This is a genomic window from Paenibacillus flagellatus (genome assembly GCF_003217775.1).
Taxonomy (GTDB): Bacteria; Bacillota; Bacilli; order Paenibacillales; family NBRC-103111; genus Paenibacillus_AB; species Paenibacillus_AB flagellatus.
The window spans coordinates 57,413-74,866 of sequence record NZ_QJVJ01000007.1 but is presented as its reverse complement, the minus strand read 5'-3'; the positions used below and the strand labels follow the sequence as shown (position 1 = coordinate 74,866).

Annotated in this window: 10 protein-coding genes; 3 read left to right on the top strand and 7 right to left on the bottom strand. The window is 62.0% G+C overall.

Features of this window, described 5'->3' with window-relative positions; all coding sequences use genetic code 11:
• Nucleotides 1-78 precede the first annotated feature (78 nt).
• The 3 genes from DLM86_RS16320 to DLM86_RS16310 are packed head-to-tail and all read left to right on the top strand — an operon-like array spanning nt 79 to nt 2,574.
• Nucleotides 79-978 carry an ABC transporter permease gene (locus DLM86_RS16320; RefSeq protein WP_245954650.1) on the top strand — a complete coding sequence of 300 codons (900 nt, stop codon included), beginning with the start codon at nt 79-81 and terminating at the stop codon, nt 976-978.
• On the top strand, nt 975-1,844 hold the full coding sequence (locus tag DLM86_RS16315) for a carbohydrate ABC transporter permease (protein ID WP_110841122.1): 870 nt from the start codon (nt 975-977) through the stop codon (nt 1,842-1,844). Before DLM86_RS16320 ends, DLM86_RS16315 begins: the two co-directional genes overlap by 4 nt.
• A 19-nt stretch (nt 1,845-1,863) precedes the next feature.
• Nucleotides 1,864-2,574, top strand: coding sequence for a glycerophosphodiester phosphodiesterase (locus DLM86_RS16310; RefSeq protein ID WP_110841121.1), 711 nt, complete (start codon nt 1,864-1,866; stop codon nt 2,572-2,574).
• On the opposite strand, the gene DLM86_RS16305 is transcribed toward DLM86_RS16310, so the two are convergent.
• From DLM86_RS16305 to DLM86_RS16275, 7 genes are all read right to left on the bottom strand, one after another.
• On the bottom strand, nt 2,571-4,478 hold the full coding sequence (locus DLM86_RS16305) for a cache domain-containing sensor histidine kinase (RefSeq protein ID WP_110841120.1): 1,908 nt from the start codon (nt 4,476-4,478) through the stop codon (nt 2,571-2,573). The two genes, DLM86_RS16310 and DLM86_RS16305, sit on opposite strands and share 4 nt — an antisense overlap.
• 18 nt (nt 4,479-4,496) lie before the next feature.
• Complete coding sequence (locus tag DLM86_RS16300; protein ID WP_110841119.1) at nt 4,497-5,303, bottom strand: response regulator transcription factor; 807 nt, start codon at nt 5,301-5,303, stop codon at nt 4,497-4,499.
• A 140-nt stretch (nt 5,304-5,443) separates the two neighbouring features.
• A complete protein-coding gene (locus DLM86_RS16295; protein WP_110841118.1) occupies nt 5,444-11,128 on the bottom strand; it encodes an Ig-like domain-containing protein in 5,685 nt (1,894 codons plus the stop codon).
• A 105-nt stretch (nt 11,129-11,233) separates the two neighbouring features.
• Complete coding sequence (locus tag DLM86_RS16290; RefSeq protein WP_110841117.1) at nt 11,234-12,871, bottom strand: extracellular solute-binding protein; 1,638 nt, start codon at nt 12,869-12,871, stop codon at nt 11,234-11,236.
• Nucleotides 12,872-12,930: 59 nt separating this feature from the next.
• On the bottom strand, nt 12,931-13,803 hold the full coding sequence (locus DLM86_RS16285) for a carbohydrate ABC transporter permease (protein ID WP_110841116.1): 873 nt from the start codon (nt 13,801-13,803) through the stop codon (nt 12,931-12,933).
• Nucleotides 13,804-13,834: 31 nt separating this feature from the next.
• A complete protein-coding gene (locus DLM86_RS16280; RefSeq protein WP_110841115.1) occupies nt 13,835-14,815 on the bottom strand; it encodes an ABC transporter permease in 981 nt (326 codons plus the stop codon).
• A 200-nt stretch (nt 14,816-15,015) separates the two neighbouring features.
• Entirely contained in the window at nt 15,016-17,409 is a 2,394-nt protein-coding gene (locus DLM86_RS16275; RefSeq protein ID WP_158289500.1) for a helix-turn-helix domain-containing protein, read from the bottom strand.
• Between the last annotated feature and the right edge of the window lie 45 nt (nt 17,410-17,454).

Genomic DNA, 17,454 nt, shown 5'->3' with positions numbered 1-17,454 from the left:
CGCGAAGAACAGTCTCGGAAGGCGCGGCCTCCCGAGACTGTTCTCTTCTTGACGGGCTGCCGGACGAGGAGGCACATGATGATTAACGGGTATTGGCGCAGAGCCTTCCCCATTTATTTGATGGTTTTACCGGGACTGCTGTTTTTCATCGTATTCAAATATGTTCCCATGTTCGGCATTTTGATCGCTTTTATGGACTACAGTCCGTTCAAAGGGGTATTCGGCAGCGAATGGGCAGGCTTGGACCATTTTCGGAGGCTGTTCGCCGAGAACGATTTTGGGATGCTGCTGCGGAATACGCTGATGCTGAATTTGCTCGACATTTTGTTTTATTTCCCCGCTCCGATCCTGGTCGCCCTGCTGCTGAACGAGGTTCGGCGAAAGTGGTTCAAGCGCACGGTGCAGACCGTCCTGTACGCGCCGAACTTCATCTCTTGGGTCGTCATCGTCGGGATTACCGTCCAATTGTTCGCCACCGGCTCGGGCGCGATCAACGGACTGCTGGAGGAATGGGGCTTCGACAGAGTCGAGCTGATGACGGATCCCCGCTACTTTCGTTGGGTATGGCTCGTTCAGAACATTTGGCAGGGCGCGGGCTGGGGCGCGATCATCTTTTTGGCGGCTCTCGCTTCCGTCGACCCTACGCTGTACGAAGCGGCCGGGATGGACGGTGCCGGCCGTTGGCGCCAGCTGTGGCATATTACGCTGCCCGCCCTGCGGGGCGCGATCGTGATTTTGTTTATTTTGCGATTGGGGCACGTCATGGACCTCGGCTTCGAGCACGTCTTTTTGCTGCAAAATCCGATGAACCAGCACGTGTCCGAGGTGTTCGAAACGTTTATTTACAAGGTCGGCCTCAATGAAGGAGACTACAGCTATTCGACCGCCGTCGGCTTGTTTAAATCCGTCATCGGCTTGACGATGGTCATGCTCGCCAATACGTTGGCCAAGCGCATGGGTCAGGAGGGAGTGTTTTGAAAACGCGTTCGACGGGCGGCGACCGGATTCTCGATTTTCTTGTCTATGCCGCGCTGCTGGCCGGTACGGCAGCGGCTCTTTTCCCGCTTTTTTACGTTCTGGCGATATCGTTTTCCACGGAGAAGGAGTACTTGACCCGCGGCTTTTATCTCATTCCCGAGCAATTTACGCTGGACGGGTACTTCTACTTGATGGCGCATCCCGGCTTCAAGAGCGCGTTTCGCAACGCGGTCGTCATTAGCGCGGTCGGCACGTTCATCAATATGGCGCTGACGACTTTGATGGCGTACGGCCTGTCGAAGCCGTGGCTGAAAGGCAGAAGCTTCCTCAATTTCATCGTCGTTTTTACGATGTTATTCTCGGGGGGAATGATTCCGACTTATCTCGTCGTCAATGCGCTCGGATTGATCGACAGCTTCTGGGCGCTTTGGTTAAGCTCGGCGATTATCGCGTTCAATCTCATCGTCATGAGAAGCTTCTTCCAGACGATCCCGGCGGAGCTGGAGGAATCGGCCCGCATGGACGGCTGCGGGGAATGGCGTCTGCTGACGACCGTCATCGTCCCTTTGTCGCTTCCGGCGATCGCGACGTTCACGTTGTTTTATTTGGTCCATAACTGGAACACTTATTTCTCGGCGATCCTGTACTTGAACGACAACCGGCTGATGCCGCTGCAGGTGTTTCTGCGGCAGATGCTGATCGAGAACGATCCGTCGATATCGAACGCCTCGACCGTCCTTTACAAGTATACGCCCGCCGCCAAAATGGCCGCGATCATGATTTCGGCGGTCCCGCTGCTGGTCGCTTATCCGTTTTTCCAAAAGCATTTCAATAAAGGCGTTCTGCTCGGTTCGGTAAAGGGCTGAACGCGAAGGAGAGAACACGATGCGGAAACCGAAATATGTAGCTCACCGGGGCTTGAGCATGCACGCTCCCGAAAACACGGTCGCTTCCTTCGACTTGGCCGGGCGATCGGGGTTTTGGGGAATCGAATGCGATACGTACTGCACGACCGACGGGCACTGGATCGTCCACCACGACCGGACGGTCGATCGGATGACGGACGGTACGGGAAAAACGAAGGAGTTCACGCTCGAGGACATCCGCAGATTGAATATCGTGTCCGGCTGCCGCATCGGGGAGCATGCCGGCTTGCGCGTCCCGACCTTGGGCGAAGTGCTCGACGTATGCCGGTCGTACGGGATGCACGCGTTTATCGAAATCGAAGAATACCACCGCGACGCCGACCTGGAGGAGCTCATACGGGTCGTCGAACGGCACGGCATGCCGGACCGTTGCAGCTTCATCTGCTTCAATGCCGACGATTTGAAGAAGGTCCGGGCTTTGAACGGCCGCGTGCCGCTCGGGTATTTATCCGCCAAGCCGCCTTCTTCCGCGGATGCGGAGCTGGTCGAACGATTGGCGCCGGCCTTTCTGGACTACGATTACAAGGCGATTACCCCCGAACAGGTACGCGAGCTGACGGCGAAAGGAATCGACGTCTCGCTATGGACGGTCAATTCCCGGGACGCCGCCGAACCGTTTATCGGGTCCGGGGTAGCCTATATCACAACCGATACCCTTTTGTCGGATTAAAGAGGAATCGGGCTTCCCCGTGAAGCCATCGGCAGCCGGACGCGCACGCACGTCCCCCGCTCGACGGGAACGTAACGGAGCCCGTACCGGTCGCCGCAGTACAGCTTGATGCGCCGCTCCACGTTGCGCACGCCTACGCCCGAGCCTGCGCCCGTCGCCGACGATGCCGACGATGCCGACGGCTCCCCGGCCGCCGCTTCCGCGTCGCCCTCCGGCTCCACGCCCGCGAGCAGCCGGTTCAGCCGCTCCGCGTCGGCGCCGCAGCCGTTGTCGCGCACCTCCACGAGCAGGTCGTCGCCGTCGCGCGACGCCCGGATGTCGATGCGCCGGTCCGTCCGCCGCTGGCGGAAGCCGTGCACGATGCTGTTCTCGACCAGTGGCTGCAGCACGAAATGAATGACCGGCACGTCCAGCAGCGATTCGTCGGCCTCGACGCCGTACGCCAGCTCCCCGTGCATCATCGACTGGATTTCCAAGTAGCTCGCCGCCTGCTTCAGCTCGTCCCGCAGCGCGATGACCTGCTGTCCCTTGTTCAGCCCGAACCGGAGCACCGTCGCAAGCAGCCGGGCGATGCGGCTCGTATCGCGGTCGCCGGCGTCGAGCGCCTTGCAGTTGATCATGTCGAGCGTGTTGTACAAAAAATGCGGGTTGATCTGCGCATGCAGCAAGTCGAGCTGCAGCTGCTTCTGCGCGATGTCTTTCCCGTACACTTCCTCGATCAGCGCGTTCAGCCGCGCGATCATGTTGGCGAACCCGCGGCCGAGCAAATCGACCTCGTCGATATACGTCGGCTCGAGCCGCTCCGGCGGCTGCAGCTCGCCCAGCTCGACGCGCTTCATGAGCGAGGCGAGCCGCGTCACCGGCACCGTCACCTTGGCCGCGACGCGGCGGATGAGCAGCGTCGTCACGGCGATGCCGAGCAGGCTGACGCCGATCGCGGCGCCCGCGACGACGGCGGTGTAGTCCGCGAGCCGGCTCTCCGGCACGATCGAGACGAGCTTCCAGCCGTTCTCGTATTCGCCCCAGGCGACGAACGCCCGCTCCCCGTCCGCCGATCGCGAGAACTCGCCCCTTACCTGCCCCCGCTGCGCCCGCCCGTCCGTCGATCCGGCGGCCATCTTCTCCGCGAACGGCTCCTGGCTCAAATCGCGCCCGAACGCGTACCGCGTGCCGAAGACGACGCGGTTCCGCTCGTCCGCAAGCACGTACTCGCCCTGCTCGAGCCCGTTCTGGCTCAGCACGCCGCGAATGTTGTCCACGTCGTAGCCGACGACCACGTAGCCGAGCTCCCGGCCGTCCTTCGCGCTCACCTTGCGCTTGGCGACGTAAATGTGGCCGCTTCTCCCGTCGGCGCCGCCCGGCTCCGCCCACCAAACCATCGGATTGCCGGCTTCGGACAGCTTCCGGTACCAGTCCTTGTCCTTCACGTCGTCGTTTTTGTAAATGCCGTTGACCGTCGCGAAACGGTCCGTCGCCAACTCGTACAGCCCGCTCTCCTCGCCCACGATGACCGTCACGACGTACGAAATTTGCGCTTGGCTGTAGGGGTCGACCTCGTTCAGCAGCGACATGAGCGAGATGTTCTCGAACTCCGTGAACAGATCGTAATAGTCGGTGACCGCTTCCGATTTGGCGGCATACCGGTTCTCGAGCAAATGTTCGATTTCGCGGCTCGAGATGATGAAGCTCGGAATGTTTTTCAAGCTGTTGAATTGATACCAGAGGCTGCGGTACACGTAGTTCGTCGATTGCCGCACCGCCTTCTCCGTCTGGTCGTTCTGCATCGTCACGATGACGACGCTCGACAGCACCGCGAGCAGGCTGACAAGCGCGACGATGATGATCGTGACCGGCACCGCGATCGTTTGGTACAGCCTCGCCGAATGAATCCGTCCCGCCGCCATGTGCGACCCCCTTCCGTCCTACAGCGTCCGGTTGCGGTATTCCGACGGCGTGCAGCCGTGATGCCGCTTGAAGCTTTCGCGAAAATGATCCTGATCGGCATAGCCGATCCGCTCGCACACCTCGTACACCTTGACGTCCGGGTCCTGCAGCAGCCGGGCGGCGAGCTCCATCTTTTGCGCGATGATGTAGTGATTGATCGTCGTGCCGACCGTCTCCTTGAAAATCGAATTGGCGTACTTCTCGCTCAAATTCGCCTCGGCCGCGACCTGCTGCAGCGTCAGCGCGCCGCTCGCGATATTCGCCTTCAAGAAGTCGAGCATCCGCTCGACCGCCTTGGCGTGCTTGAAGCCGACCGGCAACCCGCTCAGCGCCGGCTCGCTTCCGGCCACGTTCGGCAAGTGCGTCCGGACGATCCGCTTCGCCCGCTCCAGCTCCTCCCGCTGCTCGCGCTCCTGCCGGATCGCGCCGGCCGTCCGCGCCACGACCGCCGACAGCTCGTCGATGTCGAGCGGCTTCAGCACGTAGTCGACGACGCCGAGCTTGATCGCCTCCTGCGCATACTGGAATTCGCTCAACCCCGACAGGATGATGCATTTCGTATCGGGGTACCGCGCCTTCACCCGGCGGATCAGCTCGATGCCGTCCATGACCGCCATGCCGATGTCGGTCACGAGCACATCCGGCGGCGCATCCTCCATCCGCGCAAGCGCCTGCTCCCCGTCCTCCGACACGCCCGCCACCTCGAGACCCAGTCCCGCCCAATCGACGTGACGGACGAGCGTCTCCCGGACGATTTTGACATCCTCGACGATATGCACCTTCATTCGGCGACTCTCTCCCCCGGCCTCTGCCCTTCGATTATTTAACCGCTTCCAGTATAACCCGATTTCCGCAAAATCGGGAGAAGGTCCGCGGATACGCTCGCGGACCTTCCGGTATCCGGGCCGTTACCGGCCCCGGCGAATCAATAGACGGCGACGTCGTCGAAATCGGCGGTGGCGGAAGCTCTCAAGCCGATTTTCCCGGACGCGAGCGTACCGTCCGTCGTCTGGAGGAGACGGTTCCCGTTCACGGATCCGGATACGGACGTCCCCGAGAACGCGAGCTGCAGCGTAAGCCGCTGCCCGGGCTGCGCCGCGTAAGGGGCGGACGCGAGCAGCGCGACCGCGCCGGCCGCCTTCCGATACAGCTTGAGCTTGCCGTCCGGCTCGCTCAGCTGCAGGAAATAAAAATGGTTGCCGTCCGTGTAACGGCCGAGCAAGTCGAACTTGCCGCCGGCGCCCGTCGGCGTAACGACGACCCGCGCCGCGTAATCGGTCCAGCCCGCATCGCCGGCGACGATCGAACCGCCGCCCGGATCCGACTGGCGGAGAACGCCGCCGTAGACCGTCGACGTCACCGTCCACGCGCCCGCCGTCGCCGACCAGCCGTCGGCGTTGCCGTCCTCGAAGCCGTCGGCGAACAGCGCCGGCGCGCCGGTGCGGATCGTATACGACTTCGTCCCCTCGCTCTGGGCGATCTGCACTGGGAACGAGATCGTCCCGCCGACCGCGACCGAAGGAACGACGGCGCCTTCGACCGTCACCTCCGCCCGTTCGGCCGCGAAGCCTGCCGGCGGCGTAATCGTCACCGTACCGCCGCTCTTGCCGGCGAGCCGGCCCGTAATCGTCGACGGATCGACCGCCTTCGCGCTGATGCCGAAGTCGCCGCCCGACCGCTCGATCGCGAAGCCGCCGAGCCCGATCTTCGTCCCTTCGAACAGCGCGAGCCCTCCCGGTCCGGCGTATCCGGTCCGGCCTTGGAAGACGACCCCGCCGCCGGTATTCACGTTCAGCGCCGCCTCGTCGCTTCCCGCCGCGAACACGTACTCGCCGCCGTTCACGACGGCGCCGTAGGTCGCGGCCGAAACGGTCAACGGCGCGGGTGCGACGATATGCAGCTCATCCCCCGGACCTTCCTTGACGGCGTAAAGGTTCGGGTCCTCGCCCCGATACCGGTAGCCCGAGTTGTTCCAGTAAAACGTTCCCGACGCCGTGCCGGCCATATCGTCGTATAGGGCGAGGAAATCGTCGCGCACCATCATGACGCCGCGTCCCAAGTACGGCGCGCCTCTTCCTTCCGCCCGGTAATATTGGGCGAAGTCGAAATCGTACAGAACGCCGTCCGTCGCGTGATCGCGGAGCGAGGCGTTCGATCCGTCGGGGACGAAGGCGGGCAGCAGCCTTACGTTCAAGCTGTCGCCGCTCGTCTCGGCGTCGACCCAGCTTTGCCGCTTGCCCTTGGCCGCGTACAGCACCGTGCCGTTCGCGTCCGTGCTCCACCGGTAGCCGCCGCCGGTCAGCTGCTGGACGTTGACGTACGCTTCGTGCGGACCGCCGAAATCGTACCGCATGACCGCGCCGTAGTCGCGGAACAGCGTCGAGCGCAGCTGCGGGTTGACGCCTTGCGTCCCTTTGCTCTTGCTCCAGATCAGCTGGTCGCCCAGCCGGACGTTGTCCGGATTGGCGCTTTCCTTCAACGCGACGGCGAGCGCCGCGAACACCTTGTCGAATTCGCCGCCGGGAAGGTCTTTATCCATCGCATGAGCGCCCTGCGGCGGAAGCTGGCGGACGCCGCCCTCCGTCGGGACGAGTATGGCGATGTTCCAAGCGATCCACTCGCGGAACTTCGGATGGTCGAACAGGTCGGTCCCGTCGAGCTGCTTCAATCCCGCATAAGCGGACAGCGCCGGCACGAGCGAGGCCATGCTGTACGTGGCCGCATTCTCGTACCATCTTCCGCCCCGGGCGTTGGCCGCCGGATTCGCGGATCGCGTGTAGTAGGTCAGCCATTCGTTGTAAAAGTCCATAAATTCCTGCTTCCAATACCCCGCGTCCGGATGCTCGGGGAACGCTCCGGCCGTAACGGCGAGCGCCTGCTTGCCGTCGATGATGAAGTTGGCGTGACCGGCCAGCATGGACGTGTGCGGGAAGTTGATGTCGCCCGCCGTCAAATAAGCGTTGAAGGCGAGATGCGCCCGGGCCTGCTGCCGCTGCGCCGGCGTCCAGCTCCACCGGCTGTTCGCGTATTGCGCCACCATATTGCGGTCGTTGCGCTGCGAGTAGGAGCCGTCCAAATACCGTTCGACATACGGCTCGAACTTGTACCTCCGGTTGAAATCGTTCCAGTCCTTGAACGAGACCGTTTCGTTGGCGGACATCTCCGTCTCGCTCGCGGGCAGGTCGAGCCGCAGCCCGGGCTGCTCTTCCCAATCCAGCACGCGGTCCTTCAGCTTGTTCAAGCTGTATTCGGTCAGCTTCTGGAACAGCCGCACCTCGGGCCCGGCCCCCCAATTGCTCGCGAAGGCGTAGCCGCTGAACGAAGAATTCGCGAGCCAGGACAGACCGGTATACCCGTTCGTCGAGCCTTTGACGATCACCTCGTTGCGGTCGATCAAGCCGAGCGCCCAATGCCGCTCCTGCCCCTCCAGCCTCGTGATCATGTACTTGTCGCCGCCGGCGCTGAAGAAATTGAGGTTGTGCTCCCCGGCGGAGCCGTAGTAGAACCGGCGGGACGTCTTCCAATCTTCGTTGCGGTACAAGCTGAACAGAAGCGCGTTCGCGCCGTCGTCCTTCCAGAACGCCGTCGCCCGCATGACGCCGTAGTTGTTCACCGAGTACAGGCCGAGCTCGTAAGGAAGCTTGCCGGCCGGCGACAGCTTGTCGTCGAACTTGCCGGAGTACGACGACGTATAGCCGTTGTTGCTGACGACGAGCCGTCCGTCCGGGTCGATGCCGTTTTTCATCGAAAACTTGAAATACGTTTTGTCGTCCGGCGCGAAGCCCGCGATCGTCTCGTCGACGGTGACGTGCTTCTCGTTGTGTCGTACCGTCAGGACGACTGTGTAGCTTCGGCCGCCGGTGAACGCGTAGCTGACCTCGTAGGCAAGCGACAGCGGCCCCTGCTCCGCCACCCGTCCGGTGACGGACAGCGCCTTGATGCCGGCCGGCGCCTGCAGCGTCCCGGCGCCCGCCCAGTTGACGCCGTCGCGCGAGATGGCGAGAATCGGCGCTTTCACCGTAGCGACGTCGGCGCCGGAGCCGAACGCGACGGTGCCGTACGGCACCCGGATATGCTGGCCATTCGCCGACAGCGTCGCCGTCTGGTCGTGATTGTCCGTCACGGTCACTCTTGCCGCGGACGACGCCGCGTAATCGTAGGCGGGATCGTAGTCGAGCACGAAGCCGCTGATTCCTTTCTTCGGCAAGCCGGTACGGAAGCGGAGCGTGGCGCTCGTCAGGAAGCCCTGCGCGTTCTCCTCGACGTCGGCGAGCTCGTGCTCGACGGGCGTCCCGCTGCTGTCGGTCAGCTTCAAGCCGTTCTTCTTGACCGTGTCGGCCGGGAAGACGAGCGGATAGTCGAGCAGCTCCTCCGGAAACTCGTACACGTCCATATAATCGCGCAGCACGAACGTCCGGCTCCAGATGCCGGCCCCCGACGCCGGCACCGTGACGGTCGCCGACGCCGTCATGCCGCCGTCCTCCGCCGTCGCCGTAATGACGGCGCTGCCGCTCCTTCTCGCCGTGACGATCCCGGTCTGGTCGACCTCGGCCACGGACGCGTCGCTCGTACTCCAGCGGATCCGGTCCTTGTGCGTGGCGTTCGCCGGCTGGACGGTCGCCGTCAGCGTGTCCGACCCCGCGAGCGGAATCGTCGCCGCCGTCTTGTTCAGCGCGATGCCGGCGATCGCCGTCTTCGTCACGGTCGCCTGCGCGGTCGCCGTAAAGCCGCCGTCGCGGGTCGTCGCCGTGATGACGGCTTGCCCGGCGCGAACGCCGCGGACGATCCCTTTCGCGTCGACGGTCGCGACGTCCGGATCGCTCGAGCTCCACAGCACCGTTTTGTCGGTCGCATCGGCGGGCAACACCGAGGCGATCAGCCGCTCGGTTTTCCATTCCGCGAGCGCAAGCGCCGTCTTGTTCAGCGTCAAGCCCGTCGGATGCCGGTAGACGACGTCGATGTGCGTCTGCGCGGTAAATCCGCCGTCCCGGGTTTTCACCGCGATCGTCGTGCTGCCTTCGCTCAAGCCCGTCACCTTGCCGTACTCGTCGATCGCCGCGACGGCCGGATTCGGGTTCGACCACGATACGGCCAAATCTTTGGCGTTATGCGGCGTGATCGTATAGTCCAGCATGTCGGACGAGCCGACGGCGATCGTCATCGCGCTTTTGCTCATCGCGACGCCGGTGACCGGAATCGGCGGCAAATCGTTGTAGATCGCCTGAATTTCCGTCTCGGTCAGCGCCTTGTTGAACAGCTTCACCTCGTCGATGACGCCTTTATGGAACGCTTCCTCCCCGCGGCCGATCAGCATGCTGCCGTTCGGCACCGGCAGCGGCCCGGTGAACGTCCCTTTGCCTGCCAGCTTGCCGTCCGTATAGAGGGAGACGATTTTCGATTGGCGGTCCCACGTCGCCGCGACGTGCATCCATTTGCCCCAGCGCGTCGTCTGGGCGAAATAGTTCGACGCCACTTCGTGGGTCGCGTCGTTTTTGAGCATGTACTGGAATCTCGTCCCGTTCGCCTCGAAGCCGAACTCGAACCCGCTGCCCGTCGCCCGGAAGCCGTCCGTCCACGAGATGAACCGGTGCCTCGACGATAACGGCTGCGACTCGGGGCGAATCCACATCGCCACCGTGAACGCATCGGTCAAGTTGTAAGCGGAGGCCGGGCCGCCGTTCACGTACGCGTTCGTGCCGTTGAAGTCGAGTCCGTTGCCGATCCGGCCGGACGCCGTCGGCACCGCGTTGACGACCGTCGCCGTATGTCCGTTGCCGGACAAATCCGCGACGGTGTTCCCGTTCACCTGATCGAAGTCCCAATGGGCGATCAGTCCTTGCACCGGCGTATTCGGACCGGGCACGTACGGCACCTCGTAGACGGCGATGTCGTCGACGGCGAACGCCTCGTCGGTGCCCCCCGTATCGACACGCACCCCGAACATCAGGCGCAGGCTCGTGATGTTCCGCGCGCCGCCGTTCGGCGTTACGACGAACTTCAGACCCGGAACGTCCGTCTCGTTCACCGTCTCGAACGTCTCGCTGCCGGCCGGCTCGTCGTTCCCGTAGGCGTCCGTGTAGAAAAGGCTAGGCTGTCCGGTCGGGAAGCGCGGAATCAGGCTGCCGTCATGGTTGCCGAACTCGATCGCCGCCTGGATGCCCGACGGCACCGGCGCGCTGCTCGCGGCCGTCCGCTCGGCCTTGAACGCCAGCACGAACGCGGCCGGGGTGCCGCCGACCGGCTGGTCGTACACCTCGTTGATCCGCTCGACGAGCGCGGCGGACGCGCCGAGCGTCGCATGGAACGCGCTGCCGCCGTTGGGCGCGCCCCCGGGGCCGAACGCCGTCGTGTCGCGGAATTCGACGGCGTAGCCGCCCCCGCTTCCGTACACCGTCTGCGTCACGCCGCCCGTGTTGGCGGATAGCGGGACGAACGGGTTGACGCCGCTGTTGAAAGCGGTGTCAAAATCGCCCGCCAGCAAGTTCGCGCCAAGCTCCGCCGCGTGCGCGACCGGGACCGGCACCGCCGGAACGAGGCCCGCCCACGGGGCGAGCAGCATGCCGGCGACGAGCGCCGACGCCGTCCAACGTCTGATCTTTCGCATCTTCATCATTTTCACTCCCTTCGATATATAAACGCCTCGTCCTCGGCCGCTTCTCGCGCTGGCGGAAGCGGCCGGGACGTGCGGGCGTTTCGGATGGTGGACCGGCAACGGTCATTTGTTTTGTGCGGCCAAAAACGCCTCCAGCTGCTTTTTGATTTCCTCGCGGATTTTTTCGAGTCCCATCTTCTTCATCTTGTCGATCGCTTCCTTGTACAGCGCCTCGTAGTTGTCGGCCAAGCCGAGCGAGGCGATCGTGCGCACCTTCTTGAACTCCGGCCCGACCTTCGCCAGCTCGCTCTTGATCGGCTCCGCGTTCAGCGTAAAGCCGGCGATCGTCGACTTGACGTACGATTTCTCGTCGGACAAATATTTCTCGCGGGCCTGCACCGCCTCCGGCCAATCGTCCGGATTGCGCACGTAGCTCGGGTTCCACGTCAGCACGTAGCCGGGAAAGTTGTACGTCTTGCTCGGATCGACCCCATCGGGCAGCTTGAACTTGTCGCTGCCGACCGGCACCCAATGCTTGCCCTCGATGCCGAACTCGAACAGATCGTGGTTTTTCGGATCGGCGAACAGCCAGTCGAAAAACGCCATGACGCGGTCCGCGTTTTTGGACGTCGCCGGGATGCTGGAGAAGTTCCACGCCTTGAAGTCGGTCCGGATCGCTCCCGGCTTCCGGTCTTTCGCGCCGGGGACCAGGTCGACGAGCTCGGCCTCCGCGCCCGGGACCGCCTTCTTCAGCTCGCGGAATACCGCGTTGAAGCCCGCCGTGTCGGCGCCGATGGCGGCGAACTTGCCCGCCTTGAAGAAGCCGGCGGCATCCTTCTGGCTGATGACGTCCTTCTCCAAATACCCCTTCGTGTACCAGCGGCGCGCCGTCATTTCCTGCAAGTAAAACGCTTCCTTCGTATTGAGCGGCGCGGGCAGCACGGAGATGTCCTCGCCCGCGAACACGACGTCGACCTTGCCGTCCTTGATGTTGAAGTGCGGGATCAGGTCGCCGGCCATGATCGCGTTGAAATCGGTCGGCTTCACGTCCGGCTGCAGCCAGTTGCCGAGCGAGCTGAGCGAGCCGTCGACGCCGAACGGGATCATCCCTTTCTCGTTTTGGAGCACGGCGTCGAAATACGCCTCGAGCTCGGCCAAGCTTTTGATTTCCGGCAAGCCGTATTTGATCCGCAAATCTTTGCGGATGGCGACGCTCGCCAGACTGCCGTAGTTTTTCGTAAACGGCACGCCGTAAATGTGCTCCTCCTTCTTGCCGTCGACGAACTTGTTGTTGTTGATGTAGGCGGGCGGGAACGCTTTTTTCAAGCCCGGATATTTGTCGTTGTTGAAGTACGAGTCCAGCTGGATGAACGTGCCTTTCGCGATCATTTGCGGCATCGTGTTCCACTGCGCGTCGAATACCGCATCCACCTGCTCGCCGGAAGCGAGCTTCAGCCCGATTTTCTCCTTCAGCTGGTCCCACGGCACCCAGTTGAAGCTCAGCTTGATGTTCAGCGTATCTTTCGTCCGGTTGTAAAATTCGTCGAGCACCGCCTGCTGGTCGTTCGGCGGATCGCCGGGGAAATAAAACTGCAGCGTGACCGGCTCCGGCGTCTTCTTCGTCTCGGCTTGCGGATTGGACGAGCCGTCCGGCGCCGTCGTCTTCCCTCCGTCGTCGGCGGCCTTGGTGCAGCCGGCGAGCATGAGCGCGGACAGCGCGACCGCCGCGGCGGCGGACCGCCATGTCCGTTTACGGATCATGCGTGAACCCTCCTTGGTTTGTCGTCTCTATATGGATGCGATCCGGCCAAAAGCCGGGATCAACCTTTCACCGCGCCCACCATCAGCCCTTGGACGAAATACTTCTGAATGAACGGGTACAGCAGCACGATCGGGCCGATCGTCACGATGACGGTCGCCATCCGGATCGTGTACGAGGGCACCGCGACGGTGCCGATCGAGTACAGCTGGTTCGTGAACGTCACGCTGCTGATGATGCGGACGATAATCGACTGCAGCGGATATTTGTTCGGATCGTCGATGAACAGAATCGCCTTGAACCATTCGTTCCAGTAGTCGAGCGCGTAGAACAGGCCGATCGTGGCCAGCGCCGGCAGCGACAGCGGCAGCGCGATGCGGAACAGGATGTAGATGTCGTTCGCCCCGTCGATTTTCGCCGATTCGGCAAGCGACTCCGGCAGCGTCATGAAAAAGTTGCGCAGCAAAAACATGAACCACGGGTTGACGAGCGCGGGCACGATCATGACCCACAGGCTGTTGCTCAGGTGCAAATATTTGGTAATCAAAATGTACCACGGCACGAGCCCCCCGTTGAACAGCATCGTGAACCACATGAAAAACAAAATCGAGTTGCGGTACTTGAGCGTCCGCACCGATACCGCGTAAGAGACGGCGCACGTGACGAGCAGGCTGAGCGCGGTGCCGACGATCGTGACGAACAGGGTCACCCCGTACGCCCGGTAAATCGTGGCGCTGGCGAATATCGTCTTGTACGCTTCGAACGACAGCTTCGCCGGCACGATCGTATAGCCGTTTTGCAGCAGCGTCACTTCGTCGGACAGCGAGCTGCCGATGACGAGCAGGAACGGCACCGCGCACATCGCCGCGAACGAGCCGCACAAGATGTAGAATAAAGCGCTTAACGCGCGATCGGGCCACATTTTCGTAGACATGGTCGTATCAAGCTCCTCCGGGTAAGTGGGATCAGAACAGCGCCGCGTCCTTGTTCACCTTGCGGACGATGGCGTTCGTGATCAGCACGAGCACGAAGCCGACCACCGATTGGTACAGGCCGACCGCCGACGACATCGACATGTCGCTGTATTTGCGCAGCGCCCGGAAGACGAACGTGTCGATGACGTCCGTCGTCGGATACAGCATCGAATTGTCCCCGATGATCGCGTAAATCATGCCGAAATCGCCGTAAAACATATGTCCGACGGCCAGCAGCAGCAGCAAAATCGTCGTATTCGCCAGCATCGGCAGCGTAATGTAGCGGATCGCTTGCAGCCGCGATGCACCGTCGATTTTGGCCGCTTCGTATATATCGCGGTCGATGGACGTAATCGTCGCCAAGTAAATGATGACGCCGTAGCCGGTTCCTTTCCAAATTTTCAGCAGCGTCAGCGTGGCCGGCCAAATATCGGGGTTTTGGTAAAAGTGGATCGGGTCCATGCCGGCCGCCGCCAGCATCCGGTTGATGAAGCCGCTGTCGGTCGAGAACAGCGAGACGGCGAACATCGCCACGATCGGCCACGAGATGAAGTACGGCAGCAGCGTCAGCGATTGCGTCGCTTTTTGGAACGGCTTCCAGACGATTTCCGAGATCATGATCGCGAACGCGATTTGCGCGAGCAAACCGAAGCCGATGAACAGCGTGTTCAAGTAAAGCGTGTTGAACGTCACCTTCAGCCAGTCGCTGCTCGTGAAGAAGAAATCGAAATTGCGCAGCCCGACGAATTCGCTCCCGAATATGCCCTTGATCGGGTTGTAGTCTTGAAATGCGATGACGACGCCGAACATCGGCAAATACGAAAAGACGAAAAAGAATACGACGGCCGGCAGCGTCAGCAAGTACAAATATTTGTTGCGGACCAGCTCCTGGACGAACGACCGGGCAAACCCGGGGCGGCTTGTACTTGTGGCCGCGGTCGTCGTCTTCCCGCTTCGTGCGGCTGAATCCATGACGGTATCGCTCCTCCCTGTCGAATGTGCGGTGCGGGTCGCCGCTGCACTTAGCGTAAATCGTCGTCCGCCCCCGGAGAAAGGCCGAAAGTTGTCAAACCCCCCGTTTGATAAAAATGAAGCATGCCTCAAATCGAACGAAACGGCGTTTCGTTAAAAAAAGAACCCCGGGCGGCAAAGCCCGGGGCAGGGAGGAAACGTTATTCGGCCGCCGGAACGCGCCCGCGCGTCCGCCGGAATTCGTCCGGCGTCTGACCGATCGCCTTCTTGAAGGCGGAGTAAAAATATTTGCCGCTGCCGAACCCGACGAGCTCGGCGATTTTGTTCGCATGCTCGTCCGTCTCGAGCAGCAGCCGCTTCGCCTCGTTGAAGCGGAGCTCGCCGATATAGGCGCTGAGCGACTTGTCGGTGTTGTTCTTGAATATGGTCCGCACGTAGTTCGGCGAAAGCTCGACGTGCTCGGACACCGCTTCGACCGTCAAATTCGGATCGCGGAACCGCCGTTCGACGAAGTCGATCATCCGCTGCACGAGCTCCTTGTTTTTGCCGTCCCGCCTCGCTCGTGTCAGCTCGACGATCGCGGACGTCAGCTTCGCGAACCACGAGCGGACGTCCGCCGGATCGTCGCAGGCGCCGAGCTCGCGCATCGCCGATTTGAACGTCAGGCGGACGTGGTCCGGCTCCGCGCCTCCGGCCGCGCCTTGAACCGAGCCGACCGCCGCGAGCGACAGCTGGGTGAGCGACAGCAGCATTTCGTCGTACGAAAAACCGCCCACCCGGTGCAAAAACTCGTCGACGATTTCGTCCGCGCGCTCCTGCTCCGCCGCCTTGAGCGCTTCGATGAGCCGTTTCTCCAGCTCGAACGGATATGCGTACGCCTCCCGCCCGAAGCTTGCGGCGTCGTCGTGGAACAGGATCGCGTCCTTGCCGCGGACGATCCGGTATTCCGACAGGAGCAGGGCGCTTTTGTACGATTGATGGATGTCTTGGCGGCCGGCGGCCGGGACGCCGACGGAGACCGTCACGGTCAGTCCCAGGTAGTTGCGGATATGGCTCTGCGTCTTCGCGAGCCCCGGCTTCAAGTCCTCGATCTCTTCGGCCCGCCGCTCGTCCAGATTGACGATGAGCGCGACGTGATCCGTCTCGCCGTCGACCGCCTCGACCGCATAATCGGGCCCGAGCGTCTCGGTCGCGATATTCAGAATCGCGAAGCGGATCAGCGCAAGATCCCGCGCGGAGCGCCGGTCGGCGAGCGCCTTGAAGGAGCCGATGCGCAGCACGCACACGGCATAGTGGGTAGCGTCGAGCCGGATCCGGTGCTTGTCGGCCTTCTCGAGCCACTCCGCTTGGCTGATGACGGCGCCGTGCAGCATTTTCTTCAACAGGTCGGACTTGACCGCAGGCATTCCTTCCCGTACGGACGCCTTCAGCTCGTCGACGTTGCTGACGAGGTTGTCGACGAGATGGTCGAGCGCCTCGTATTCGTTCAGAGGCCCGCGCTCGGCCGGCGCCTCGGCGCCCGTCTTCACTTTGCGCAGCAGCCGGCGCAGCGGGCGCACCGTATTGCCCGTAAACCAAACGGCCGTGCCGATGCTGATCACGACGAACAGGCCTGTCAGCAAAAAAATGATGTTGCCGAGCTTCGCAAACGACCAGAGCAGCTTGTTGTAGTCGCCGACGCTGACGAACGTCCAGCCGAACAGCGCGGTCGACTTCTTGTACGCGACGAGCGTCTTGCTGCCGTCGATGTTCGCCGCAAACGAGCCGCCGCTCGAGGTCGAGTCGAGAATCGTGCGTATGTAGTCGCCGTCGTCGGCGATATTCGTATTGACCCGGTCCATGTCGGGGTGAGAGATGACCTGCCCGTCCTTGCCCACGATGAAAATGCGGATCGCGTCGTTGTCCGTTTGCGGGTTCACCATTTGCTGAAGCGCGCTTTGCTTCAGATTGAAGACGAGGACGGACACCGGCTTGCCGTTTTGCGTCTCCTCCACGAACAGCACGGATATGGCGTTGTAGTCGGTCGATTTTTGCGCGTAGGAAAACCGGACCTTGCGCGGGTATAAGGTGTATTCGCCTTGGAAGGAATGAGTCGTCACGAAGTCGACGATATCGCGGTCGAAAAATTCGTCCACCGGCTGGGCGACCGTCATGCTGGAGAATACTTTGTCCGCCTTCCGGTTGATGACGTAGACCGATTCGATAATCGGGTTGGAGGCGACGATCTCGCTCAGCTTGCGGGAAATGTCGCCCATCTGCACCGGCTCGTGCGCTTCGGCGAACAGAGCGCTGAATATGGTGCCCGCGTTCACCTGATCGTTGGCGCTCGTCGGCACGTTATGGAAGATGTGGAACTGGGTCAAATAGCCGAACGTGGACGCCCAATACGTTTCAACGACGTTGTACGATTGGCCGAGCAGCTGCTCGGCGTTTTTGTGGATTTCCCCGAGGAAGCTGCGGGAATATTGATGGTACATCATATACGAAAGCGCGCCGAGCAAAATCGACCCCGTCGCGATATACGACAGCAAAATTTTGAGCAAAAACCCGTTTCTCCGGATTGCGGCGCGCATGCGCGACAATCTGACGACCATATCGCCTACCGCCTTTTCCGTCGTTTTACGGAAAAGCATATCATC